Annotated in this window: 19 protein-coding genes; 10 read left to right on the plus strand and 9 right to left on the minus strand. The window is 47.4% G+C overall.

Annotation, left to right across the window (positions count from 1 at the left end; translation table 11 throughout):
• On the minus strand, positions 1 to 2,091 hold the full coding sequence (locus B5D42_RS00900) for a ComEC/Rec2 family competence protein (RefSeq protein ID WP_078829537.1): 2,091 nt from the start codon (positions 2,089 to 2,091) through the stop codon (positions 1 to 3).
• Between the two features lie 135 nt (positions 2,092 to 2,226).
• Between B5D42_RS00900 and B5D42_RS00905 the strand changes: the two genes are divergently transcribed.
• Positions 2,227 to 2,973 (plus strand): S8/S53 family peptidase, encoded by a 747-nt coding sequence (locus B5D42_RS00905; RefSeq protein ID WP_078829538.1) that lies wholly within the window; start codon positions 2,227 to 2,229, stop codon positions 2,971 to 2,973.
• Positions 2,974 to 2,983: 10 nt separating this feature from the next.
• On the opposite strand, the gene B5D42_RS00910 is transcribed toward B5D42_RS00905, so the two are convergent.
• The 5 genes from B5D42_RS00910 to B5D42_RS00930 form a co-directional block, all read right to left on the minus strand.
• A complete protein-coding gene (locus B5D42_RS00910; protein ID WP_078829539.1) occupies positions 2,984 to 6,676 on the minus strand; it encodes a hypothetical protein in 3,693 nt (1,230 codons plus the stop codon).
• A gap of 44 nt (positions 6,677 to 6,720) precedes the next feature.
• On the minus strand, positions 6,721 to 8,460 hold the full coding sequence (locus B5D42_RS00915; RefSeq protein WP_078829540.1) for a hypothetical protein: 1,740 nt from the start codon (positions 8,458 to 8,460) through the stop codon (positions 6,721 to 6,723).
• A 374-nt stretch (positions 8,461 to 8,834) separates the two neighbouring features.
• The gene (locus tag B5D42_RS00920; protein ID WP_245825521.1) at positions 8,835 to 10,028 is read right to left on the minus strand and encodes a carbamoyl phosphate synthase preATP-grasp domain-containing protein; all 1,194 of its coding nucleotides are present in this window, start codon (positions 10,026 to 10,028) and stop codon (positions 8,835 to 8,837) included.
• Between the two features lie 100 nt (positions 10,029 to 10,128).
• A complete protein-coding gene (locus tag B5D42_RS00925) occupies positions 10,129 to 10,464 on the minus strand; it encodes a hypothetical protein (RefSeq protein WP_078829541.1) in 336 nt (111 codons plus the stop codon).
• Between the two features lie 14 nt (positions 10,465 to 10,478).
• Entirely contained in the window at positions 10,479 to 11,027 is a 549-nt protein-coding gene (locus B5D42_RS00930) for an RNA polymerase sigma factor (RefSeq protein WP_139366956.1), read from the minus strand.
• Between the two features lie 167 nt (positions 11,028 to 11,194).
• Here B5D42_RS00930 and B5D42_RS00935 point away from each other — a divergent pair, with 167 nt between their 5' ends.
• Positions 11,195 to 12,097, plus strand: coding sequence for a DUF72 domain-containing protein (locus B5D42_RS00935; protein ID WP_078829543.1), 903 nt, complete (start codon positions 11,195 to 11,197; stop codon positions 12,095 to 12,097).
• A 57-nt stretch (positions 12,098 to 12,154) separates the two neighbouring features.
• Positions 12,155 to 12,706, plus strand: a complete 552-nt coding sequence (locus B5D42_RS00940) for a DUF4136 domain-containing protein (RefSeq protein WP_078829544.1) — start codon at positions 12,155 to 12,157, stop codon at positions 12,704 to 12,706.
• Here the strand turns inward: B5D42_RS00940 and B5D42_RS00945 are convergent, their stop codons facing one another.
• Both B5D42_RS00945 and B5D42_RS00950 read right to left on the minus strand, forming a co-directional pair.
• Positions 12,707 to 13,987 (minus strand): Y-family DNA polymerase, encoded by a 1,281-nt coding sequence (locus B5D42_RS00945; protein ID WP_176112866.1) that lies wholly within the window; start codon positions 13,985 to 13,987, stop codon positions 12,707 to 12,709.
• Positions 13,988 to 14,006: 19 nt separating this feature from the next.
• On the minus strand, positions 14,007 to 14,441 hold the full coding sequence (locus B5D42_RS00950; protein ID WP_078829546.1) for a LexA family protein: 435 nt from the start codon (positions 14,439 to 14,441) through the stop codon (positions 14,007 to 14,009).
• 71 nt (positions 14,442 to 14,512) lie between these two features.
• Here B5D42_RS00950 and B5D42_RS00955 point away from each other — a divergent pair, with 71 nt between their 5' ends.
• Genes B5D42_RS00955 through B5D42_RS00975 form a run of 5 tightly spaced genes read left to right on the plus strand, consistent with a single transcriptional unit; the run spans position 14,513 to position 19,061 of the window.
• Complete coding sequence (locus B5D42_RS00955; protein WP_139366932.1) at positions 14,513 to 15,106, plus strand: 2'-5' RNA ligase family protein; 594 nt, start codon at positions 14,513 to 14,515, stop codon at positions 15,104 to 15,106.
• Between the two features lie 25 nt (positions 15,107 to 15,131).
• Positions 15,132 to 15,728 carry a 2'-5' RNA ligase family protein gene (locus B5D42_RS00960; RefSeq protein WP_078829548.1) on the plus strand — a complete coding sequence of 199 codons (597 nt, stop codon included), beginning with the start codon at positions 15,132 to 15,134 and terminating at the stop codon, positions 15,726 to 15,728.
• 22 nt (positions 15,729 to 15,750) lie between these two features.
• Positions 15,751 to 16,809 (plus strand): PA0069 family radical SAM protein, encoded by a 1,059-nt coding sequence (locus tag B5D42_RS00965; protein WP_078829960.1) that lies wholly within the window; start codon positions 15,751 to 15,753, stop codon positions 16,807 to 16,809.
• A 60-nt stretch (positions 16,810 to 16,869) separates the two neighbouring features.
• Positions 16,870 to 18,309, plus strand: coding sequence for a RapZ C-terminal domain-containing protein (locus B5D42_RS00970; protein ID WP_078829549.1), 1,440 nt, complete (start codon positions 16,870 to 16,872; stop codon positions 18,307 to 18,309).
• Positions 18,310 to 18,335: 26 nt separating this feature from the next.
• A complete protein-coding gene (locus B5D42_RS00975; RefSeq protein ID WP_078829550.1) occupies positions 18,336 to 19,061 on the plus strand; it encodes a nucleotidyltransferase family protein in 726 nt (241 codons plus the stop codon).
• Between the two features lie 3 nt (positions 19,062 to 19,064).
• On the opposite strand, the gene B5D42_RS00980 is transcribed toward B5D42_RS00975, so the two are convergent.
• On the minus strand, positions 19,065 to 20,216 hold the full coding sequence (locus B5D42_RS00980) for an acyltransferase family protein (RefSeq protein WP_078829551.1): 1,152 nt from the start codon (positions 20,214 to 20,216) through the stop codon (positions 19,065 to 19,067).
• A gap of 116 nt (positions 20,217 to 20,332) precedes the next feature.
• Here B5D42_RS00980 and rfbB point away from each other — a divergent pair, with 116 nt between their 5' ends.
• Positions 20,333 to 21,388: a dTDP-glucose 4,6-dehydratase gene (gene rfbB, locus B5D42_RS00985; RefSeq protein WP_078829552.1), complete on the plus strand. Its 1,056-nt coding sequence runs from the start codon at positions 20,333 to 20,335 to the stop codon at positions 21,386 to 21,388.
• A 2-nt stretch (positions 21,389 to 21,390) separates the two neighbouring features.
• The gene (rfbC, locus tag B5D42_RS00990) at positions 21,391 to 21,948 is read left to right on the plus strand and encodes a dTDP-4-dehydrorhamnose 3,5-epimerase (protein WP_078829553.1); all 558 of its coding nucleotides are present in this window, start codon (positions 21,391 to 21,393) and stop codon (positions 21,946 to 21,948) included.
• Positions 21,949 to 21,950 lie beyond the last annotated feature (2 nt).

The raw sequence follows: 21,950 nt of genomic DNA on the forward strand, positions 1-21,950 counted from the left end.
TCAGAGTGCCATCACCAATGCCCCTTGCTCAGGGATGGAATGGTGGCGCAAATGTAGGCTGTCTGCCTCTTTTTTCCAGAATCCTATTTTCCACAAGGGATTGCTGCTGTCGAATACATACATTTTACAGTCAAAAAAAGCGGTCAGCTCTGCAATCCGGACACGGGGATTGCTTCTGAGTATGATCATATCCACCGGAACCGGCTTTGCCGGGTATGGCTTTCCCGGCGGTTCAGCCAGGTACAGGATCGATTTCCCCCCGATGGTAAGCACCTCGTTACTGAAGCGCAGGCCGGTCAAAGCATCTCCAGCAGGGCCGACCCCATGTAAAATCCGCGAAGCTGTAAGTGCTGTATTCGCAGAACTGTATGCCGCTGTGTTTTTCTCTGCCAGGTCACCTGCAAAACAATGATAGAACCGGCCGATGTAAATGTCTGACAAACTTTGCCGGGGCAGGTTGTATACGACCAGTATCCGCTGCCTGTCGCGCCTGAATGAATAATAACAATCCAGCCCGCAAAACACTGTTATAGCAGCTATAGCCATTAAAAATGACAGCCTGTTTTTATACCAAAGCCAGTAAGCAATCGCGCCGGTGAAAGAATATAAGAGCAATTGCTGTAAAAAGCTGATGGAAATATTCCCGGTAACGGCGTATGGGATCCGGTCCGTTCGCCCTATGATACCATTCATTGCCTGTACCAATATGCCGATGCAGCGCCCCAGTATTGTATTCAGCACCGGAACCGGCGCAAGAACCAGTAATAGCATACTGCCGTATAAAACAAGACCGGATAGAGGTACAGCAAAAAAGTTTGAAAGAAGGAAGAGATTCGGGAATTGGTGAAAATAATAAAGCAATAAAGGCAAGGTAAGTACCTGTGCGGCTAATGTTACTGCGTTCAGCTGACAGATAAGGTCAAGTAATTTGTTCCTGCATGTAATACAGCGGTAGATCGGCTTCTGAAACAGCAGGATGCTGAGCACTGCAGCATAGGAAAGCTGGAATCCCGTATCCCATAAGTAGTACGGGTTGTATAGTAAAAGGAAAAATGCAGATGCGGCGAGCGTATTGAAGGTATTGGACTTCCGGTTAAGACCTTCACCTGCAATAATAAATGAGAACATCACTGCAGCGCGTAAAATAGAAGCGCCTGCACCCGCGAGCAGACTGAACCCCCAAAGAATAAAAAGTATCACCAGCGATTTTACGATCAATACCCATTTTCTCCGGCCCGCAAAATTGGAAAGACAAACCAGCATGCCATAGATCATCGCGAGGTGCATGCCGCTGATGGCAATGATATGTACAACGCCGGTATTGCTGTAAGATTGCAGCAGGGTTTTGTCCAGGTCGTTACGGTAGCCGATCAGCAATGCTTCTGCCACACCCGCTTCCTTTGGCCCGGGCAGGTATTTTTTCAAACATCCGAGTATGTATTGCTGCAACCTGTATAAACATTGCTGAAACCAGCCGGCTTCATTGCCGGGCAGCACTGTGTAATCTTTTGGATTGATGAATGCCTGGAAGAAAATATGCTGCATGCGGCAATACTCCCTGTAATCAAACATGCCCGGATTACCAGTTTCAGGGACCTGTTGCAGCGGCGCATAAAGTATGAGCTTTGTACCCATTGCAGGCAGGACAGGCGTACTGTCTTTTTTAAAATAAAGGATTATTTTTCCTTCTTCCGCCACCCATTTCCCATCCCGGTAAAAAGCATGCAGATCTGCAGTGGCTTTATAGGAACGCGCTTTTTCCAGCGCGTTCTCTGTAAGCGTTACGAGTACCGGCATGCCTCGGGTATAATTTTTACGCGGATCATGCTTTTGCCTGACACATACAAGCAGGATGCCGGTTGTAAAGAGCAACAGCTGTATGGCTGTGCCTGCAAGCGGGCGGAAAGCATAGCGTTTTTCAATTGGCAGCAACCTGTATAGTATAAGCACTACTGCAGATGCCAGTAACAGGCAAATACAGATCAGCCAGCCTGCCTGAAGGTAATAGGCACATAAGATGCCGGCAATCAATGCAGGCAGCAACCTTATGAAAGGTGCGGTTTTCCAGAATATGCCCTGTTCACGGATCATGGAGTAAACTTAGCAGGCGGGGATCAGTTTTAAAACGGAGACAGACAAATCAGGTATTAATGCTTATAAAAGGAAAGGTATTAATACGGTCGGGTATTTTCAGAGCTGCGCAGCATAACTTATTTTGTGCTGAATATGCAATCCGGAAAATATACTATTGCAATAATAGATGGAAGCGCAGACAGGCAACAACTACCTGCCGACATAGATCTCGCGCAGCACGACTTCTCCGGTTCCGGTGATGCCGCTGCATTTTCAGTTGCAGATACAGCACATGCTACCGCAATGGTAAAAACGATTCTTTCCATCGCACCTGTTGTACGTATTCTTTCACTGAAAGTAACGGATCAGTGGGGCATGCCGGATCTGGAAGCTGTAAATAATGCATTGCAATGGATCGCAGCACAGGAGCATATTGACCTTGTGTGTATAGCAGCGGCAGACTGGAGCAATTGTGTTTCCTGCGGGGATGCCTATCCTGAAACTGCTGTTTTGTTAGATCTGCTTATACATAAAGGCATCATTATCGTTGCACCAGCCGGTAACTGGTTTTCAGAATTTGACGAAACTGATGGAATGGCCTGGCCTGCGATACATCCTGGCGTGGTCAGCGTTGGTGCGATCATCCGTAATGCAGCTGATAAAATAATATTACATCCCGACAGCCAGCGTTTGCACCACATAAATGAATCCGGTTCATATACCACCGTTTTTGCGTTCCCCGGCGAACCCGGCAGAACCAGCGGCGCAGTGGCAACAATTGCAGGATATATGGCACTGATGCAGTCCGCCACGCAGACTTCTGTAAAAGAAATGCTTGCGCAGCGGACAAACCAGTTATTATTGAACGATGGCAGGTATTGGCCCTGCTGGACTACTTAACACAGCGTATTTATTCCGAGAAGGCTTCTATTGATGCAGGAATAAACACGGCAATGCTGATCACAAGGGTTACGCCGCATAATGCTAGTTTTGCTTTCGGATTTTTGGCCAGTTTCAGGAAAGAGATTGCACTGGTTACTTTCGAAACCTCACTGAAGAAAGTTCTCGTAAACTTCAGGGTAGCTTTCTTGCCGGTATTCTTCGTAAAAAACACAAAATTTATTCCCCTGATAATAGCACTGACCCCGAAGAAGAATCCTTCAATGCCTTTTAGTGCTTCTCCGCTTGGCGTACCTTCATTGAAGCAGTAAGTCCAGCGGCAGAATACGGCCATGCCGCCCAATGTCCAGCACAGGTAATCTCCGAGATTCGTACTGACTTTATCATCCATCAGCGTTGTGCTTATTTCGAATATCAGACCACCGAAGCCTAATATCGGTACAATAATGGAAGAGAGGCTGTCATACTTTCCTTTCAGGAAATCTTTTCCTTTTGTAAAACCATCTTTTGCTTTTTCAAACAGGGTTACGGGTTCGTAGAACGGGTCCGGTTTCTTGGTTACTACTGATGTTGCGCCTCCTGCCATTTCTTTGATGGAATAAAATGTGTCTGTAATGGCCGTGTATATTCCATAGGCCGGCATAGCCAGTGTTGCAAGCGCTTTCATATTCTTCACCGATATCCACGACGAATTCTGAAGCGATAGCTTGCCATACGCTGGCGCCAGTGTATGGCCTTCTTTGACCGGTGAGGACTTGAAGAACATTTTATACATCACCGTTGCCGGGATGGCTACCATCAGCATAACCGCATCGATGATCCTGAAGGAGATATCTGCATCTTCATCGGTAAAGAATTTGTAGATCTTTTCGATAAAAGGGAAGCGGATACGCAGCAGGCCCAATTCCCTGACTGCCTGTATAATCTGCCCGAGCAGTTCAAACAATTCATAAATGAGGATCTTGGCGGTTGCCAGCACTCCTGTAATGCTGTTGAGACCTACCACTTTAATGATCTCGAAAATGGTTGAAAAGCTGATGTCGCTCAGTTTCTGCAAACGCCCTTCAATAATAACCCCGAGGTCTTTTTTGATGGCATCGTAAATGAGCATGATCGCATCAAATGATTTTGTGGCAGTCTTTGCAGCAAATTTTTTCAATGCAGTAATCAGTGTTTCCAGCGGGTTCTTACCTTCAATGGTCACGATATTATCCATCACCTTCTGGAACTCTTTCTGTATGGTGGCAAATATGCTGTTGCCCATCATTTTATCAGAAGCTGATTCTTTGTCCGGATCATTCTTCAGTTTATTGGCCGGGTCTTCTTTTTTATCCTGCTCTATACCTGCCAGTTTTGCTTTTTCATATTCCGGTCCCTTCAGATCCTGTACTTTTTCGATCATATCATCGATCACCGAAATGATCGGCTCGCGCAGCTTTACTACTTTTTTTCCGAGACCAACCAGACCCTGATCGAAAAACTGTACAAACGCATCTCTCACACGAATGATATCCTGCCAGTCGAATACCATTTTTGCCCAGCTCACCACTTTCTCAAAACCCACTTTGATCTCGTTGAACATACTTTCGAAAAAGCTGCCGATCTGCTCCAGTCTTTTGATCACAAATGCCTTGATCTTTCCGCCGATCTCGCAGATAAGGTGGAAGGCCTTTTTCGCACCTTCTTTTACCTGCTTCAGTGCAATGGTCCAGCCTTCTGCCAGCAGATCCGATGCATTCCGGAAAAAGTCGCTGATATTATTATCTGGCAAAACAGTTTTATACGATAACGCAAAACTGCCCGGTATTAATGCCTGCAGCCCTTCATTACCCGAACGTACGGCCCAGAGGTAGCCATCAGACGATATATTACTTTCCACATCTGCAGCAAGGAATGAACTGAATGGTGCACTTGCCTTTGCTTTCCAGATGCCCGGGATACCGGTATTGGTGTTGTTTCCGTATGCAGACACCTGGCGTAAGGCTTCTGCAATGGAAGAAAGCGAAGCTGCTGCATTCGGCTTGGTGAGCTCTTTGGGCAGCATGGATACGGTATGGCCCGATTCGTTCGGAACGGTTGCTTTTTTCAGATCGGTATCCGTTACTCCCTGCATTTTTTCCATTAATGTACTGGCCGGGTTCACGTCTATCACCTCATTCACACCATCTACTGCAATGCGATAAAATGCCGGCAGGTAATTATGCGCCTTATCATAAATAGTAACGGCACCATTGAGATCCGTGGAAGTGGTAAAGGATTTGCCTGGACCTACAAATACAGACCGGCCGTTAATGATCAGTTGCGACAGGATGGATGCGCTGATCGTCAGGTCTCTGAACTGCACGGGCAGGCCGTCTGCATCTAATAATCTTGCCGTGGTGCTGAAGCAGGTGATCTTACGGCTCTTTTCTTCGTCTTTCAGAGTGAGCGGTGTTTCAGTCCAGCTGCCGGTAATTTCATCGCGCATCAGGAAGAGCGACTGGTTCTGTTTGTTCACAATGATCAGTGAAGCGGTAAGGTGCTTATCACCTTCGGCTACGGCTATTTCCGCGATCTCTTTTTCAACCAGTACTTCGTTCCAGTTTTTATCGCCCGCTTTTTTGTAAAACATATATAATTCATCAGCAGCAGTCAATGCCCAGATCGTAGTATCTCCGTCTGCCTCTTCCGTAACGATCAGGTCATTGATCTTCGGAAGCTTGCCCGGAGCGGCTATCGTTACAAGTTTGCCGCGCAGATGTTTGCTGACCTGGTCATAGGGCAACATGTGAATACCATCGCCGCCGAAATAGATATTGGTGCCGTAATCACCATCTTCATCTTCCTGCACCCGGCCGATGTCGATCACATGAGCCTGTTCAGGACAGGCCACCAGGTTACCGGTTGTAACATCAATCGTCGATTCATCATCATCCGGATCGAACTCCGGAAACGGCCGGTATGACAACTTTGTTTTGTTCTTTTCTGCTCCCAGTACAAACAATCCTGCACCCCCCACCGGCGCAACGCCGGCTTCGAATTTCCGGATATCGTTCAGTTGCAGGGAGGCTTCGAATGCAATGGCTTTATTGAATGTTGGCCTTGTTGCCGAAGCATTCATCAGGTACATGACCGGTCCTTCTTTTTTCGAATTGCCCGACAGTATGATTGTCTTCTCGCCATTTTTGTTCATGATCCGTAATGCATCGATCGTAACATCTGCGTCGGAACGGGTGCCGTAATTTTTCCAGTTGATTTCATCCCAGTCGGCCTTACTGCTGTTGATATTATTGCAGACGAAGATCCTGCTTCTGAGCGGCGAATTTTCTTCTTTTACTGCGACAGCGATGGTGATACCTTCTTCATCGGAATGGAAAGCATCAACAGCGGTAACTTCAGGTGTATCGCCGCCGTACTTTTTAAATTGCTCATTGTCACTTAAAGTGTACTGGATCCAGCCGTCTGCAGGCCCGTTGTAGCAGACAAGGCTCAGCTGGTTGTGATTGCCGATGGAAAGTACCATGGGTGTGGAAATATTGCCTTTACGGTTGGGCAGACTGATCACACGTCTCTGGTATTTGCCGATCCGGTCAGAATCAGACATAGACTCAAGTCCGAAAGCGCGGGAAGATTCTATATAATCAACAATATCATTGCCGATGGTCAGCTGCAGCTTTTCCTTCGATGCTAAATTGATTTTGGAAACATTGGGTTCCTGGTTCATAATAACAGTCAGTTAATTGGTTGATATAATGGTTGAAGGATCGGTCAGGCTTCCGGTGTTTTATAGATGGCGTCTATGAACAGATCTCCGCTGCCTGAAAAATGCGGACGCTGGTAAAGCAGTACACCGCCGCCGGGGGGAATGAATGCATAGTTGGTCATGTCGATGCTGAATTTGCCGATCATATCATTAACCAGGTTAGCCAGTTTGGCACCGATGGCTGTTTGTGTGGCCGAAAGTGCATCGCGGAGGGATGGGTAAGGAATGAACGTGTTCTTCAGCGCATCTCCGATGAAGTTCTGAATGCTGATATAACCAGTGCTGTCTGTGTCGAGGATCAGTTTCTCGAATTTGATCTTGTCTTTCAGCTTTGGCTTTACACTGAATTGCGAAAGCATATCATCTCCATCCAGTTCGTCGGCTTTTCCTTCCAGCAGGATGGTGCCGCTGAATTTCTGTGTGCCTTTTATTTTCTGCGAACCCACTTCAACATTGATGCTTTTGAAAAGCAGGCTGGCTTCTATTTCCAATACCGCAGCGGCATTGACAAAAATGTTTCCCTCAAACAGCAGCTCGTTTGTGCCTGGCTGTGGTTTAAAAGAGATCGTCCAGCTGGAGTGCTGGTTGATTCGGAAGATCAGGTCTGCAATTTTGGAAAGTATCCCCCATGAAAAACTCAGTATGTCGCCGATGGTTGAACGTTCCAATGCATTGAGAATAGCCTGGCGGACAGAATCAACGGCACGCACTTCTACAGAAGAGGTTTCGAAAAGATAATCCCAGGTGTAATAGTTGTCCTGCAATACCGGTAATGCTTTTTCATACACTTTTGAAACATCGGTACGAAGTGCGGAGCGGTCCAGCAGTTTTTTAAAAAGCGGTGCGAAATAACTGTACATGAACGTGTTTTTGCTGATCACCAGTACTCCGGCAACAGAGCCTTTGGTACTGCCCAGCATTTGCGGCTGCACCCATGCATGCGGCATTTTTTTCTTTGCTGTTTCGATATTACGGGGCAGCTGCCGGCCACCGAACATTCCCAGGTAATCCAGTGTGGGTGCCGAAGATGCACGGTTGATGCCATAAGTATAATCCGAGAGTGATAAGGTTGGTACAAATGAGGAGGGCGTCATCCGTACAACTGTTCCGAGCATGAAATCTTTATTCAGCATATTGCCTTTGGTAAGTTCGTTCAGTGCTTTTTTGGCTACCGTCAATGCTTTGTTGTCAACATCTTCCGGAACTCCTTTTATATCGGTTGCTTTCAGTTTGGTGATATCGATATGTGTGAGTTCCAGGAAAAGATATTCGAGGCTGAAAACCGATTCGCTTAAGCTGGGGTCATTTGCTTTGGCATTGTTCATAATAGCTACTGCATCATTATAGCTTTCTTCGTCGGCTGTTTTTAAGGTGCTGAGGTTGGTTTTTCTTTTACCCAGTTCCGTTACGAACGAAAATGACCAGTTCCTGACCTTCTCTTCTGCAAGCATTTTGTCCGAATTGTAATAAACGGTGCCGGACTCAAGCTTCAATGTTACCTGCACCTGCAGTGACCCTGCATTCTCCGCGGAGAGACTGATGGTCGGTGCTGCTATTTTAACATCCAGGCCTTCTTTTGTCTGTTCGCCGTTGTTGTTCTTCAGTCTTAGCTGAAGCATGTCTTTGATCTGTTTGGTCTTTTTCCATGCTGCCCATGCTGTTTTTAATCCGCCATTGATCGCTTTTTCGCTGATGGCGAGGCACATGTCAAAATCCTGCAGCTGGTTTTCCGAGTTGGTTTCCATTTGGTGTATTTATAAGGTTGGGTAAAGGATGTTGCAATGCGGGGATATAAAAAAACTGCTGCGGAAGAATTCCGCTGACGTATGCACGTATAGGCATACAGATATGGATTGTAGTGCAACACAGCAGTTCATTTTGGGATAAAAAAAATTGTGCAATTGTATCAGTAAGAAACACATTACCGAACAATGCACAGGGTCAAGACGAATTTCAATAAATTATATGGCAAATACAAGCGGCAAACGAAAAGAAATGTGAATATGACAAATTAATAGCATTGTATAATAGTGGTACCGGGGAAAATAACCCCAATAAAAAACCGTAAGCGAGAATTTCGGCTTACGGTTTTTTGCAACTGTGCAGGTGCACGGTACTATTATTTACTCAGGTTCATGCTTCTTTCTTTATAAAGCGTGCGGAAATAAGGATCGCGCAGGTCTTTGATAAAGCGGATGGCTTCACCGGTACTTTTCATTTCTGGTCCGAGTTCTTTGTTTACGCCCGGGAATTTTTCAAAGCTGAATACCGGTTCCTTGATCGCGTAGCCGTCCAGTTTTTTCTCCATGGTGAATTCTGTCAGCTTTGCTGCGCCGAGCATTACTTTGGTAGCAATGTTCAGGTAAGGGATCTGGTATGCTTTTGCAATGAATGGTGTGGTCCTCGATGCACGCGGGTTGGCTTCGATCACATATACTTTACCATCTTTAATGGCAAACTGGATATTGATCAGGCCCTTGATATTGAGCGCGCGTGCAATCTTCTCACTGTAATATTCCATCGTTTCCACCACAAGCGGGGTCAGGTTGAATGCCGGAAGTACCGCATTCGAATCGCCGGAGTGGATACCTGCGGGCTCAATATGTTCCATTACACCCATGATATGGAAATTCTCTCCGTCGAAGATGGCATCCACTTCCGCTTCCTGGCAACGGTCGAGGAAATGGTCGATCAGGATCTTGTTACCCGGCAGGTGTTTTACCAGGCTGATCACCGCTTTTTCCACTTCTTCATCGTTGATCACGATACGCATTCTTTGTCCGCCCAGTACATAACTTGGCCTTACCAGCACCGGATAACCAACGTTGTTGGCTACTTCAATGGCTTCTTCAGCTGTATAGGCAGTGCCGTATTGCGGATAAGGGATGTTGAGTTCTTTCAGCAGGTCACTGAAACGGCCGCGGTCTTCGGCGATATCCATGCTGTCGAAAGAGGTTCCGATGATCTTGATACCTTTTTCCGTGAGACGTTTTGCGAGTTTGAGTGCGGTTTGTCCGCCCAGCTGCACGATCACACCTTCCGGTTTTTCGAGCTCGATGATTTCCCATAGATGCTCCCAGAATACCGGCTCAAAGTACAGTTTGTCTGCCATATCGAAATCTGTAGACACAGTTTCGGGATTGCAGTTTACCATAATAGCTTCATAACCGCATTCTTTGATGGCGAGAAGGCCGTGAACGCAACAATAATCAAATTCGATTCCCTGGCCGATCCTGTTCGGGCCGCTGCCCAATACAATGATCTTTTTTTTGCCTGAAGGAATAGATTCGTTGGAGTTAAGTGTAGGATTCATTTTCGAAAGATTGCGCAAAATTAGGGGTATGAGGTAAGTTTTGAGCGATTTTTTTAAAAAGAATGCCCGGAACCTCGTTCAGCTTGCTTCATATCTCTTTTTATTCTTCGCGTTTTCCCCACATCTGGCAGCGGTTGCGCCATTCCTGTTTCACTTTTTCCCTTTCCTCCGGCGTCATGCCGTGCCATTTTTCCTTGAGCTCTTTTTTCCAGGAATGATCCCTGTGTTTACCCCAGCCGCCGCGGATACCGCCAAACAGGATCTTGCAGAGGATCAGCAGGCCGGCTGCCTGCCAGAAGCTGATCGCGGGAACGGTAAACAGTGCAGTTACCACGTGGTTCCACAGGTACATCACCAGCAGGCTCAGCAGCGATGCAATAGCCGCCACCATGATGATACAGCCGATTATTTTCTTCATCCAGAATTTCTTGTTCATTTTATTCAGTTTATTCAGTTCGTTAATAATTCGTCGCGCAGGATCGATAACCGCTCCCGCAGGTGTAAAACGGCGTAACGTTTCCTGCTCAGCAGGGTGTTGATCGTCTCGCCCGTTTTTTCGGCAATCTCCTTGAATGGAACACCTTCAATCTCGTTAAGCACAAATACATCCCGTTGCGCCGCAGGCAATTCATCCAGCGCACGGTGCAGGGTTTCCCAGAACAGGTTCTTCAGGTATTCGGTTTCCGGGTTGCCGGTATCGTCAAAAAACAATTCCGACCAGTCGAAACTGGTTTCATTGTCGGGGCCGCTGTACAGATCGTCCAGCAGTTCCGGTTTTTTCTTGCGCTGTTTATCGGTGATCTTGTTGCGGGTTACTGTGAACAGCCAGCCCGTAAGCTGCTCTATCGGCCTGGTATTGCCGACCAGCTGGTAAAAAACATCCTGCAGAATGTCTTCCGCATCAGCTTCATTGGCCACCCGCTTACGGATAAATCCCATCAAACGTTTACTATACGTATTGATGATATCGGTAATATTACTTTTTCGGGCCTCGGCCATGCTTATTGGTATCGGTATCGCCTTGTCCATGGTAAACAGGTAGACGGACGGCACATTTAAATATTGCAGCAAGCTAATTATTTTCAACAGCTATTTTGTTCCCCGCACCGGAAAAGAATAGCTGCCGCAGTTAATTCGTACCTTTATAATAGTACAAAAAGGGATTTATGGAATTTGGACGGGTACCCGAATCAGCATTGAACCAGATCGGTTTTTCGTTACCTGCAGAACCGCAGTTCAACAAGGATGTGCTGAAAGGTAAACGGGTTGCTCACCCCAAAGTATACCTTGGTTGCGCCAAATGGGGTCGCACTGAATGGATCGGAAAGATCTATCCGCCCAAGACCAAAGAGAAAGATTTCCTGGAGCATTATGTAAAACATTATAACAGCATTGAGCTGAATGCCACGCATTATAAAATTTATGACGCGGAAGGAATTGCGAAATGGGCCGCCAAAGCCGGAAACAGGGATTTTAAATTCTGTCCTAAAATGTACCAGGGTGTTACACATCGCGGCCGGCTGGATGATAAAGATTTCATCACTACAGCCTTCCTCGAAGGGATCCTGGCATTCGGCAGGCATCTCGGACCCGTTTTTGTACAGGTGAGCGATACATTCTCGCCGGCCAGAAAGGAAGAATTGTTCAAATACCTTCGCTCACTGCCGCAGGATCTGCAGTTTTTCCTGGAAGTAAGACATCCCGACTGGTTTGCCAAACAACCGGAGCGCACCGCATTGTTCGATACATTGAAAGAACTCAACATAGGAGCGGTGATCACAGATACCAGCGGGCGGCGTGATTGCGCGCACATGCATCTTACCGTTCCCAAAACCTTTATCAGGTATGTGGGCAACAGCCTCCACCCAACGGATTATACACGGGTAGACGAATGGATTGAACGTATGAAATACTGGCTGGACAAGGGCCTGAAAGAACTGTACTTTTTCATGCACATGCACGATGAGGCATTCTCGCCCGAACTGACGGTCTATATGGTTGATAAGCTCAATAAAGAATGCGGCCTGGATCTGAAGAAACCGGTTTTCACGCTTCCGCCTTTATTTTAGGCCTGCGGCCTTTGAAAGATTATTCCTCATGACCGTAGGTCATAAATTATATAGCGTATGAAAAAAATAGTCAGCATCTGTTTCGCAGCTGTGTTCCTGCTTGCCTGCTCTGGCATCAAGGTATTTAACACCGAATCAGCGGAGAATGTAAATCCTGCGGATTACAAAACATTCGGTTTTTATGAACTGAAAGCTTCCGGCGACACGATCACGCGGGGCTTTCCTTCGCGGGTGAATATACTGCAGACTGCAATCCAGGAAGAACTTACAGCGCGAGGTTACACACGTAACGATCAGCACCCCGATCTGCTGGTGAATATCGGTATAGTGATTAAACAGGAGATCCAGACCCGGCAGACCGACTGGCAGACTGATGGCAGGGTTGCTTATATCGGGCAGCGTAATTACTCCTGGAAGAGCACTGAAGTGGAGGTTGGCCGTTACAGGGAGGGAACTGTAACCATACACCTGGTAGATGCCAGGCAGCAAAAGATGATCTGGAAGGGTTCTGCACGTGGTGTGCTTCCGGATAAAGCGGAAGTGGCTACCAAAACAGTGCGTAAGGGTATGCACCAGCTGTTTGCAAAATATCCGTACCGCGCTTCCTGATTATTTCGCCTGGCAGAGTTCTTCCCATCTGGTGGTATAACGCGGGCTGCGCAGGTCCTGCCGCATTTTCCAGTTGCGTTCTGTACCGGAAGCGGCGAATTTCAACACGTCGTCACGCATGGCGAAATTGATATTGTCCATCATGCTCATCAGCATCCTTGCATTGCTGTCTGTGGCCGGGCGGAACAGGTTACCCTGTATGGAATGATCGGGTACGATACCGCTGAGCATCACACCGGCTTTCTTGTAAAGTTTTCCCTCTTCGTATAACCGGTCTGCCAGCGAAACTGCAGGCTTGATGAGTTCATTTGTAATGGATGTGGCAGCGGGTAAACTGGTATAACTGCTGATGCTTGGCCCATGCCTGAATGTGGTCTGGTGCGAATCTTCTTTTGGTACGATGAATACGCTGATAATGCTGGCGGCACCACGCTGGCGGCGTAATTTTTCAGCGGCGCGGGAAGTATAAGTGGCGATGGCTTCGCGGATATCACAGAGCCTGGAAACAGGGCTGCCGAACATCCGTGTGGTAGCGATCATTTTTTTATTTACCAGCGGATCTTCCATCTCGATGCTTGGCATTCCGTTCAGTTCGCGAAGCAGGCGCTCGCCGGTAACACCGCCCAGGAACCGGCTACCCCAGGCTGGTCCCTGGCGTGCAAGGTCGTAGGCGGTCTCGATGCCAAGTCCCCTGAGCTTTACCGCATGCCTGTAACCAATACCCCAGACATCTTCAATGGGTGTTTTCTGCAAAGCCTGTTCTGTCTTGCGTTTGGTGTCGAGCACCAGCACACAGTTGGTGGCCTGCTTGTGTTTTTTTGCAAGCCGGTTGGCGATCTTACTAAGTACTTTGGTTGGCGCCACACCGATGGAAACTGCAATACCCGTCCACTGTTCCACCGTTTCGCGCAGCTGCATCGCCGCCTGTGATAACTGCATCAGCGGTATGTGTTCGAGATTGAGGAAAGCTTCATCAACGGAATATACTTCCACGCAGCCGGGCGGTAATTGTGTACGCAGGGTTTCCATCACACGCCAGCTGAGATCACCGTAAAGATGGTAGTTGGACGAAAATGCAGCTACATTATGTTTTGCGATCAGCGGTTTGGCTTTGAAGTAAGGACCGGCCATATCCACACCGATCTCTTTGGCCTCATCACTGCGCGAAATGATGCAGCCGTCGTTATTGCTCAAAACTACCACCGGCCTTGTTTTGAGCTGGGGCTCAAAAAGCCGCTCGCAGGAGCAGTAAAAGCTGTTACAGTCAACAATTGCTTTCATATAAAAGGTATAAACCGCTTCAGCCCAGGGGATGAATGGCATAAGTAACTACACCCCAGGGCGCATATGCGGCAAATTCGTCAACCTGTATATCTTTATGCTGGCTGTTTTCAGACAGCAGGGTAATGCCTTTGATGTGCAGTTTCAGCCGTCTTACCAGCAGTTCGCCGTTGCAGGCCGCAACAATGATCTTACCACTCGTTGCTTTGATACTGCGGTCTACCACCAGCACGTCTCCGCTGAAGATGCCTGCACCGCTCATCGCATCGCTGTTCATGCGGAAAAAGAAAGTAGCAGGTTTGTTGCGTATAAGCTGTTCATTGAGATCGATGCCCCGTTCCATATAATCATCCGAGGCCGCACCGAAGCCGGTGGCATTTGCTGTCGGGATCTCCCACTGGTTGAATTTCTTGGAGCCTTTATAGGCGGCGCCATACCATTCTTCCCCATCCATAGCACAAAATTTAAAAACTAAATTATTTAGTAAAAATAATACTAAAATATTTATCTTAGTGAAAAATATTTATGGAAGCAGGGTTAGTAAAAACAGGATCATACCACAACAGGGTGCAGCCGGAAAGCCTGAATACCTATGCGCTGGTAGCTTGTCCGGACACGGTGGTGCGGGCGCAGCTGGCTGCTGAAAAAGAATATATGCAAACCACATATGATGCGGGAACAGCGGCAGGAGGCTGTATTATGCTGGCGCATTTTACGGCACGGGAAGACATGGAAGCCACACTGATCCGCTGGATGCACCGCATCATCAGCGCGCAGAAGAGCTTCCGGGTGCACCTGAACCGGTATGGTGGCGTACCACCGCACAGCATTTACCTGGGCATCGAAGACCATTCGCCCTTCCGGCAGCTGGCCACTGAAATGCAGGTAGTGGAACAATATATCAGGAGCTATGGAAATGCGGAAGTAAAGCTGATCAGTCAGCCGTTTCTGCCGTTGATAACGCATCTGCCCGAGCCGGTATACCAGCGTATCACAGCGGATTATGCAGACCGTCACTTTCACGCTTTCTTCGAAATAAAAGAACTGGTATTGCTGCGCCGCAGTCACGATTACGATGGCTGCCGCCAGGTAAACCTGTTTGGCCTGCAGCCTGCATAAACATTGACACTTTTAAGAACACTATATGCAGTTAATGGAGAATTATCCTGCCTGTGAATACCTGCTGGTGCTGGAGCCGCATGAAGCATTGCGGAATACCATCACGGAGATCAAGAAAAGTTTTGCCGAAAAATTTGAACATCCGCCGGCTGCGTACAGCAAACCACATATTACACTGGCAAGATTCAGACAATATGAACTGGCAGAGCAACGGATCGTGGCAAGACTGAAACCGCTGATCGCGGCAAGCGACTCCTTCCTGGTTGAACTGGAAGATTACGGCAGCTTTCCCACGCATACCATTTATATCAATGTGAAAACGAAAACACAGCTGACAACGCTTGTGAAATCGATGCGCCCGCTGCAGCGGCTGATGAAAATGAACGAAGAACATAAACCTCATTTCATTACGGAACCGCATCTCACCATTGCCCGCAAGCTGCTGCCCTGGCAATATGAGAAAGGCTGGCTGGAATACAGTCATGGCCACTTCAGCGGAAAATTCATGGCAGAACAGGTTTTACTGCTGCGTAAACGGCTGCATGAAAAACGTTATGAAACAGCATATCGTTTCCAGCTGCTGCATGAACGGCAGGAAACCGTACAGGCAACATTATTCTGAACCCGTTTGATAATATGTGAAGATGGAAGACAGTGAATACATTAAAGGCCGGGGCGCCCAGTTCAACCCCCGCAACAGGTTCCTCAAAAATGAACGCATCAGGGAGCAGATCGAAAGCATAGACGACTGGACCATTGCCAACGAAGCCACCGTTTACCTGGAAGACCAGGCTAAAAGCATCGTAAATAAAGTGGAAAGTCCTGATGTGGGCATGTGGTACAGCATGAATCCATACCAGGGCTGCGAGCATGGCTGTATCTACTGTTATGCAAGGAATGCGCATGAATACTGGGGTTACAGCGCGGGTATCGACTTTGAGAAAAAGATCATCGTAAAGAAAAATGCCCCGCAGCTGCTGCGTAAATTCCTGCTGAACCCGCGTTATGAATGTGTGCCGATCAGTTTAAGCGGTAATACGGATTGTTACCAGCCCGCAGAGAAAAAATTCCGGCTGACCCGCCAGCTGCTCGAAGTCTGCAACGAATTCAACCAGCCCGTAGGCATCATCACCAAAAATGCGGGCATCCTGCGGGATACCGACCTGCTGAAGGAAATGGCCGCAAAAAAACTGGTGAGCGTACTGGTCAGTATTACATCCTTCGATGAAGACCTGCGCCGGGCCATGGAACCGCGGACTACCACCGCACAGCAAAGACTGCGCGTTATAAGAGAACTGAGTACCGCAGGTGTAAGAATGGGTGTGATGCTGGGGCCGATGATCCCGGGACTCAATGAGCACGAGATGCAACGGATCATGCAGGCGGCGGCTTCTGAGGGCGCTATTTTCAGTGCTTATACTTTTATCAGGTTGAATGGGGCTATCAAGCTGATCTTTCACGACTGGCTCTATAAAAATTTCCCGGACCGTGCGGATAAAGTATGGCACCTGATCGAAAAAGGACATGGCGGACAGGTGAACGACAGTCGCTGGGGCGTACGGATGCGCGGTGAAGGCCCGATAGCCGACCTGGTACGCCAGCAGTTTGTTAAATACAATAAATTATACGGACTGAATGCAGAACGCTGGGAATTGGACGGGACGCGGTTCCGCAGGCCAGGTGAGCAGGGAAAGCTGTTCTGAGAAGCCCGGCTTTGTACTTTCTGTTCTTAGGTCTATTTTCGCTGCAAACCTATTAGTACTATGGAGCAGGCGATTGCAGGGATCAGTGATCTTTTCAGAACATTACAGCAGGAGCATGAAGACAGGATAGAAAAGTTGCCACAGAGCGGGAGCGACAGGATCTATTTCAGGATCTATGCCGGGGAAAAGACCTTTATCGCCACTTATAACCTGAACAGGCGGGAGACGCAGACCTTTGTGCAGTTCAGCAGGCATTTTAAAGCTGCAGCATTGCCGGTGCCGCAAATCCTGGCTGTGAATGAAGACGATACGATCTATATCCAGGAAGACCTGGGAACGGAATCGCTGTTGAACAAACTGGAAGAGCACGGACACGGGGAATATGCGTATAACCTGTTCAGGCAAAGCCTTTCCGCGCTGGCAGAATTGCAGATCATCGGCGACAAAAACCTCGATTACAACTGGTGCCTTACTGCAAAGGAATTTGGCAAGCAGGCGATCATGAGCGACCTGCTTTATTTTAAATATTATTTCCTCGATACATTACAGCTGCCCTACGATAAACAGGCCATGTTGGATGATTTTGAAGCATTGAGTTCTTACCTCACACGCACGGAATACAAATATTTCATGTTCCGCGATTTTCAGAGCAGGAATATTATTGTGAAGAATGATACAGTGAATTTCATCGATTTTCAGGGCGGGATGAAAGGCGCATTGCAGTATGATGTAGCATCACTTTTATGGCAGGCGAAAGCGGAACTGAGTGAAGAATGGAAAGATAGCCTGCTTTCTTTTTATATGGATGAGATCGAGCGCTTGCTGAAGCATGAAGTAGACCGTGTCACTTTTGTAAGCCAGTATAATGGATATGTACTCATTCGCCTGTTGCAGGTAATGGGCGCTTATGGTTTCAGGGGATTGTTCGAAAGAAAAGCCCATTTCCTGGCCAGCATACCGCTTGCATTGAAAAACCTGAGGTTCTTCCTCGATCATAAACGCATCGGTATCATTACACCTGAATTCAACAGGGTATTGCGTGAAGTGGTAAAGGATGAAATGATAGAAAGATTCCAGCCACCGCAGGCCGATGAGTCAACGCCGCTGCAGATCGAGATCAGCAGTTTCTCCTATAAAAAAGGTATTCCTGCAGATGAAACTGAAAACGGCGGTGGTTTCGTATTCGATATGCGCGGGATCCTTAACCCGGGACGTTTCGAAGAATACAAAAAACTGAGCGGCCAGGATAAATCAGTACAGGATTTCCTGGAACAGCGTACACGCATGAGTGAGTTCCTGAACAGTGTGTGGGATCTGATCGATATCACGGTGGAAGAGTACCTCCGCCGCGGATTCGATCACCTCATGATCAATTTCGGTTGCACGGGCGGACAACACAGAAGTGTATACGCAGCGGAGCAGACAGCCAGGCATCTGCGGAACAAGTACAAAGTGAAAGTGAACCTGCAGCATACGAATAAGCAGAACTGGGTACGTTAACTGATTCGTTGTTTTAATTACCACACATGAAAGCTATGATATTTGCGGCGGGCCTGGGTTCCCGCCTGAAACCCTGGACAGATCATCACCCCAAAGCCCTTGCAGTTGTAAACGGTAAAAGTCTTTTGCAAAGAAATATACTGTACCTGCAGCAGTATGGCATAACGGAAGTGATCGTGAATGTGCATCATTTTGCCGGCCAGGTGATTGCTGCCGTGGAAAATGCACAGGGTTGGGGAAGCAGGATCACTTTCTCCGATGAAACCGCCGAAGTGCTCGAAACCGGCGGTGGACTGCAGAAAGCCGCCTGGTATTTCGAAGGCGAAAGTTCTTTTGTTGTAATGAATGCGGATATCCTTACAGACATGGATCTCGGCGCGATGATCAGCACACATAATACCGGTAATGCAATGGCAACACTGGCGGTGTCTGACCGGAGCTCATCGCGTTATTTCCTGTTCAATGAAGCGCAGGAACTGAAAGGCTGGCAGAATGTGAAGACCGGCGAGCAGCGCCCGGAAGGTATTCTTGAGCAGCAACCTGCATTAAAACCCAAAGCATTCAGTGGCATACATGTGATCAGCACGGCCATTTTCCCGCAGATTAAACAACAGGGAAAGTTCTCGATGGTTGATGTGTACCTTTCTTTAATGAATGCGTATCCGATCCGCTCCTTCGATCATACGGGCGCACTGCTGATAGATGTTGGCAAGCCCGAAAGCCTGGAAAAGGCTGAGCAGCTGTTTCAATAGCCGTTATACCTTGATGTAGATTTTCTTTTTATCGAGCAGGTACACGATCAGCCAGTAAAATGCGATCATCACCAGTGCATACACCAGTGAACCTACACGCAGATCGGTTGCGATATTTTTGCATACATGATTATAGAACCAGCTGAAAGCGGAAGTATATACTTTCTTCCCAGACTCATCGATATGATCTGTGAAGCGGAACAGTCCCAGCAGCCTTGGCAGGAAACCGCTTAATACGAATATGAACAGCGGGTTTTTACCAAATACATCAAAGAAACGGCTCCAGGAGCCTTTGATTTCCCTGAATTCGATCAGGTAGATCAGTATGCCGAGTGTGATCATGGCTAAACCACTGGTGTAAAGTACATAGCTGCTGGTCCATATTTTTTTGTTGATCGGAAACACCATATCCCAGCAAAAACCTGCGAACACAAACACGGCACCCGCAATCAGCAGGTTGGAAAGCATTTCGAAGGATTTGCCTTTCTGCTGGATGTACTGGCCGACCATAAAACCGAAAACAACCTGTACAATTGCAGCCATGGTGCTGCTGATTCCTTCCGGATCAAAAGGAACGCCTTCGCCCTTGTACATGTGAGAGACGCCGAGAATATTCTTATCGATCGCGGTTCCGAAATACCCCTGCAGACTGTAAGGGTCGCCGGGTTTGCCCAGCCAGTTACAGATGAACCAGTAAAGCAGTAGCAGGATGCCACTGATCACGAAAGCGCCACGGGTTTTACCATAGAATACGATCACCGAGGCGAAGAAATAACAAAGCGCGATCCTTTGTAAAACCCCAAAGATCCTGATGTTCTCCCAGGTTTTGGCCACCAGGTTATCACCGTCCCACCTTACAAAAGGGCTCCAGTTAAGAAAAAGTCCGATCAGGAAGATCAGCAGGGTTCTCTTGATCACTTTTTTCCAGAAAACGCCTGCGCCGGCCTGTTCAAAACGGGGCATCACAAAAGCCATGGCATTACCTACGGCAAAAAGGAAAAAAGGAAAGACCAGGTCTGTAGGCGTGCAGCCATGCCAGGTAGCATGTTCCAGCGGACTGTAAATATTGCTCCAGCTTCCGGGGTTGTTAACGAGGATCATCAGGGCAACGGTAGCGCCCCGGAAAACATCGAGCGAGTAATAACGCTGGTTCATATACAGGCAGTTGAAGGGTGAAGATAAGGAACCCGGTGGTAAAATCACAGCGGTAGTTGCCTGAAATAAGGGTATTTGCCCCGCATTGCTTATTTTGCACGGGCTAAAAATCAGGCATGGAAAAGAATATAGTGATAACCGGAGGAGCAGGCTTTATCGGCTCTCATGTGGTGCGGTTGTTCGTGAACAAATACCCGCAATACCGCATCATCAACCTCGATGCGCTTACGTATGCAGGTAACCTGGAGAATCTGAAAGATATTGAAACGAGTCCCAACTACGTATTTGAGAAAGCGAATATTCTCGAAGCGGAAGTGCTGGAAAATATTTTTAATAAGTATAATGTTACAGATGTGATCCACCTGGCAGCTGAATCGCATGTAGACAGGTCTATCGTATCGCCGCTGGACTTTGTATATACCAATGTGATCGGCACAGTGAACCTGCTGAATACAGCCCGGAAGAAATGGGCCGGCGAATTCGAAAAGCATCTCTTTTACCATATTTCAACCGATGAAGTATACGGAAGCCTCGGCGAAACCGGCCTGTTCACAGAGACAACTGCATATGACCCCAACTCTCCGTATTCTGCCAGTAAAGCCGCTTCCGACCATTTTGTAAGGGCGTACAGGGAAACATACCATATGCAAACAGTTGTATCCAATTGCTCTAATAATTACGGCCCTTACCATTTTCCTGAAAAGCTGATCCCGCTCTTCATTCATAATATCATACAGGAAAAACCACTGCCTGTTTACGGCGACGGAAATTACACGCGCGACTGGTTATTCGTAAAAGATCATGCCCTGGCTATCGATCAGGTATTCCACGAAGGAAAGGACGGCGAAACCTATAATATCGGCGGATTCAATGAATGGAAGAATATCGACCTCGTTAAACTGCTTTGCAAACAGATGGATGAAAAGTTAGGCCGTGAAGCAGGCCATAGCGAAAAACTGATTACCTATGTTAAAGACAGGCCTGGTCACGACAGGCGTTACGCGATCGATGCTTCAAAGATCAACAGGGAACTTGGCTGGAAACCATCTGTTACCTTTGAAGAAGGATTAAGTGAAACGATCGACTGGTACCTGGCCAACAAAGAATGGCTTGCTAACGTGACCAGCGGTAATTACCAGCATTATTATCAATCCATGTATTCCAATCGCTGAAAATGAGGATAGAATCAACAAAGCTTAACGATTGTTATCTGATACATAATACCATTTTCCGGGATGAAAGAGGGTATTTCTTCGAAAGTTTCAATAAGCAGCGTTTTCTCAAAGAAACCGGGATAGAAATAGAATTTGTTCAGGACAATCAATCCAGCTCAGAACGTGGTGTGCTGAGAGGGCTCCATTTTCAGCATGGTTCCCATGCACAAAGCAAGCTGGTACGTGTGCTTCAGGGAGAGGTACTGGATATTGCCGTTGACCTGAGAAAAGACTCATCAACGTATGGTCAGCATGTTGGTGTTGTTCTTTCCGGCGACAGCGAGACCCAGTTTTTTGTTCCGCGTGGGTTTGCACATGGATTTGTAGTACTGAGCCAGCGGGCAGTTTTCTTCTATAAATGTGACAATTACTACAATAAGGCTTCAGAGGGCGGGATTATTTATAATGATCCTGCGCTAAATATAGATTGGCAATTACCACCCGCAGAGTTACTACTCTCCGACAAGGATAAAGTACTGCCTACATTAAAGCAAATCGAAAACGATCTTAATTTTTAGTT

This window comes from Sediminibacterium ginsengisoli, from assembly GCF_900167075.1.
GTDB lineage: Bacteria > Bacteroidota > Bacteroidia > Chitinophagales > Chitinophagaceae > Sediminibacterium > Sediminibacterium ginsengisoli.

What these genes read in the sequence shown, in the direction of transcription:
- B5D42_RS00915 (WP_078829540.1), bottom strand. Translation starts at nt 8,460, where the DNA reads ATGGAAACCAACTCGGAAAACCAGCTGCAGGATTTTGACATGTGCCTC.
- B5D42_RS00940 (WP_078829544.1), top strand. Translation starts at nt 12,155, where the DNA reads ATGAAAAAAATAGTCAGCATCTGTTTCGCAGCTGTGTTCCTGCTTGCC.
- B5D42_RS00965 (WP_078829960.1), top strand. Translation starts at nt 15,751, where the DNA reads ATGGAAGACAGTGAATACATTAAAGGCCGGGGCGCCCAGTTCAACCCC.
- rfbC (WP_078829553.1), top strand. Translation starts at nt 21,391, where the DNA reads ATGAGGATAGAATCAACAAAGCTTAACGATTGTTATCTGATACATAAT.
- B5D42_RS00925 (WP_078829541.1), bottom strand. Translation starts at nt 10,464, where the DNA reads ATGAACAAGAAATTCTGGATGAAGAAAATAATCGGCTGTATCATCATG.
- B5D42_RS00935 (WP_078829543.1), top strand. Translation starts at nt 11,195, where the DNA reads ATGGAATTTGGACGGGTACCCGAATCAGCATTGAACCAGATCGGTTTT.
- B5D42_RS00950 (WP_078829546.1), bottom strand. Translation starts at nt 14,441, where the DNA reads ATGGATGGGGAAGAATGGTATGGCGCCGCCTATAAAGGCTCCAAGAAA.
- rfbB (WP_078829552.1), top strand. Translation starts at nt 20,333, where the DNA reads ATGGAAAAGAATATAGTGATAACCGGAGGAGCAGGCTTTATCGGCTCT.
- B5D42_RS00920 (WP_245825521.1), bottom strand. Translation starts at nt 10,028, where the DNA reads ATGAATCCTACACTTAACTCCAACGAATCTATTCCTTCAGGCAAAAAA.
- B5D42_RS00900 (WP_078829537.1), bottom strand. Translation starts at nt 2,091, where the DNA reads ATGATCCGTGAACAGGGCATATTCTGGAAAACCGCACCTTTCATAAGG.
- B5D42_RS00980 (WP_078829551.1), bottom strand. Translation starts at nt 20,216, where the DNA reads ATGAACCAGCGTTATTACTCGCTCGATGTTTTCCGGGGCGCTACCGTT.
- B5D42_RS00930 (WP_139366956.1), bottom strand. Translation starts at nt 11,027, where the DNA reads ATGGCCGAGGCCCGAAAAAGTAATATTACCGATATCATCAATACGTAT.
- B5D42_RS00975 (WP_078829550.1), top strand. Translation starts at nt 18,336, where the DNA reads ATGAAAGCTATGATATTTGCGGCGGGCCTGGGTTCCCGCCTGAAACCC.
- B5D42_RS00955 (WP_139366932.1), top strand. Translation starts at nt 14,513, where the DNA reads ATGGAAGCAGGGTTAGTAAAAACAGGATCATACCACAACAGGGTGCAG.
- B5D42_RS00905 (WP_078829538.1), top strand. Translation starts at nt 2,227, where the DNA reads ATGCAATCCGGAAAATATACTATTGCAATAATAGATGGAAGCGCAGAC.
- B5D42_RS00960 (WP_078829548.1), top strand. Translation starts at nt 15,132, where the DNA reads ATGCAGTTAATGGAGAATTATCCTGCCTGTGAATACCTGCTGGTGCTG.
- B5D42_RS00970 (WP_078829549.1), top strand. Translation starts at nt 16,870, where the DNA reads ATGGAGCAGGCGATTGCAGGGATCAGTGATCTTTTCAGAACATTACAG.
- B5D42_RS00910 (WP_078829539.1), bottom strand. Translation starts at nt 6,676, where the DNA reads ATGAACCAGGAACCCAATGTTTCCAAAATCAATTTAGCATCGAAGGAA.
- B5D42_RS00945 (WP_176112866.1), bottom strand. Translation starts at nt 13,987, where the DNA reads ATGAAAGCAATTGTTGACTGTAACAGCTTTTACTGCTCCTGCGAGCGG.